Consider the following 2,502-nt stretch of genomic DNA (forward strand, 5'->3'; position numbering starts at 1 on the left):
TCCATGAGACCCGTCGGCCGTATAACCTGTTCAGCTACCATCCCCGCTGCCTTATTGAGTTCGTACTTTGCTGGTGTTGCCGATATATAGAGTACCTGCCCCGTCCTCGCCTCGAACTCTTCAAAGGTCAGCGGCCGGTTATCGAGCGCCGAGGGCAAGCGGAATCCGTACTCCACGAGCGTTGTCTTCCGTGACCGGTCACCGCGGTACATGCCCATTAGCTGAGGGATAGTGACATGACTTTCATCGATCATGATCATTGCGTCCTTCGGCAGATAGTCCATCAGGATAGGGGGTGGCTCACCCGGTTGTCTCCCCGTCAGATGACGTGAATAATTTTCTATGCCGGTACAGTAGCCGAGTTCCTGCAGCATCTCAAGGTCGTATTGAGTCCGCATGGAAAGACGCTGGGCTTCGAGGAGCTTTTTTTGTTTGTTCAGGACCTCAAGGTGCTGTTTTAACTCCTCTTCTATGGAGACAATGGCGCGTTCGAGGGTCTCTCTCGGCGTCACGTAATGCGTGGCAGGGAATATAATGCATTTCTTCAATCTGTCCAGTGTCTTCCCGGTGAGCGGGTCTATCGAACAGATGGACACAACACTGTCGTCGTTGAGGACGACCCTGATGGCCTTCTCTTCCTCGTAAGACGGGAATATATCGATATTTTCACCACGGATCCTGAACCTGCCCCTGTAAAAATCGATATCATTTCTCTCATACTGACACTGAACAAGCTTGTTGAGAAGGGTTTTTCTCTCCATCGCCTGGTTTTCTTCGAGCGAGATGAGCATCCCGTAATAGGCCTCCGGCGAGCCAAGCCCATAGATGCAGGAGACGCTTGCGACAATGATCACATCGTCCCTTTCAAAGAGTGCGTTGGTAGCAAGGAGCCTCAGTTTATCGATCTCCTCATTGATAGACGAATCTTTTTCAATATAGGTGTCTGTTGTCGGAACGTAGGCCTCGGGCTGGTAGTAGTCGTAATAACTGACAAAGAAATGGACCTCGTTCTCAGGGAAGAATGTCTTGAACTCGGTAAAGAGCTGGGCAGCAAGCGTTTTGTTGTGAGATATGATAAGGGCGGGCCTCTGGACCTTTTCGATAATATTGGCCATGGTAAATGTCTTGCCGGATCCCGTTACACCGAGGAGAACCTGGTGCGGTACGCCCTGCCGCAGGTGTTGAGAAATCCTTTTAATGGCCTCCGGTTGGTCTCCTTTGGGAGTATAGTCGCTGACGAGCCTGAACTTTTTCATATGATTATATTGTAATGCTGCCCGCAGGTTCTGTCAAAAGGATACAGGCAGAGGATGAAATAGTAATCAAAATCCCCGTTAATTACAATTTGTTTTTCTTCACAGGATATGGTTGAGAGTTGATAAAAGCTCTTGACATATAGAGGGCAAATGTTTCATCATTTAGCAAATATATTATAAATTCAGGAGGTAGGGGATCATGAAGAAGGTCTTGTTGTTTGTACTAGTTTTAATGGTAAGTATTGCATTCGTCGGTACAGGTTTTGCCCAGGAAAAGCCAAAGGCTGCACCGGCAGCGAAACCAGCAGCCGAGAAACCGGCCGCAGCAGCCGAGAAACCGGCCGCAGCACCGGAGAAACCGGCGGAGGCGGCGAAACCGAAGCCAATCCCCGGTTTTGTCGGGACCGTAGTGAAGACAGACCCCGGTTTGATGACGGTGAAGAGGGGCAAAGACTCGGTGACATTAGATGTTTCAATGGCAAAGCTCAAAGGTTACAAGTACATCTCCGATATAAAAGTCGGCGATAAGGTTGCGGTACAATATAAGAAGGGCAACCCGATGGTGACAAAGATCGCCGGCGCAAAGGCAAAGAAAGAGAAGGCAAAAGAGGACAAACCGAAAGCCGACAAGCCGAAGAAAGAGAAAAAGGCAGCTAAGCCAAAAGCGGAAAAACCAATGGCTGCACCGGCTGAAAAACCGGCAGCGAAATAACGAAGAAAAGATTGAAAAGACAAACCCTGCTTCTTGTTCCGCGAAGCAGGGTTTTTTAATAAATTGCAAAGGGCGGTCTGAACCGCCCTTTGCAATTTATTACAACGTAACGATCAGTTTACAGCTTAAATTACAGCTTAAAGATCAGAAGTAATGAGACAACGAGAGAATATATTACGAGAGATTCGATCATGGCAAGACCGATGATCATAGGCGTTACGATCTTTCCCGATGCCCCAGGATTCCTGGCGATGCCGTCAAGGGCGGATGCAATACTCCTTGCCTGCCCTATGGCCCCTCCAAAAGCTGCGATTGCGATCCCGAAACCTGCGGCGAGCGCCACCATCTGTTTGACCTGTGAATCAAGGCCGGCAGCCGGCTCGGCTGCCATCGCAATACCGCCAGATATGCAAACAAGGATTCCGAGAAGCATAACAATTGTTAGAAATTTTTTCATTAAATCTCACCCCTTTCTTGTATTTTATTTATTTTAATGTTCATGTGAAATCGCACCTGAAAAATACGCCATTGACA

General features: G+C 48.4%; 3 protein-coding genes. 1 reads left to right on the top strand and 2 read right to left on the bottom strand.

Annotation, left to right across the window (positions count from 1 at the left end; translation table 11 throughout):
• A partial coding sequence (locus tag PHU49_17205) for a DEAD/DEAH box helicase family protein (protein ID MDD5245748.1) occupies positions 1 to 1,256 on the bottom strand: 1,256 nt, incomplete at its 3' end.
• 199 nt (positions 1,257 to 1,455) lie between these two features.
• Here PHU49_17205 and PHU49_17210 point away from each other — a divergent pair.
• On the top strand, positions 1,456 to 1,968 hold the full coding sequence (locus PHU49_17210; protein ID MDD5245749.1) for a hypothetical protein: 513 nt from the start codon (positions 1,456 to 1,458) through the stop codon (positions 1,966 to 1,968).
• Positions 1,969 to 2,098: 130 nt separating this feature from the next.
• Here the strand turns inward: PHU49_17210 and atpE are convergent, their stop codons facing one another.
• Entirely contained in the window at positions 2,099 to 2,425 is a 327-nt protein-coding gene (atpE, locus tag PHU49_17215) for an ATP synthase F0 subunit C (GenBank protein MDD5245750.1), read from the bottom strand.
• Positions 2,426 to 2,502 lie beyond the last annotated feature (77 nt).

The organism is Syntrophorhabdaceae bacterium (assembly GCA_028713955.1).
Taxonomy (GTDB): Bacteria; Desulfobacterota; Syntrophorhabdia; order Syntrophorhabdales; family Syntrophorhabdaceae; genus UBA5609.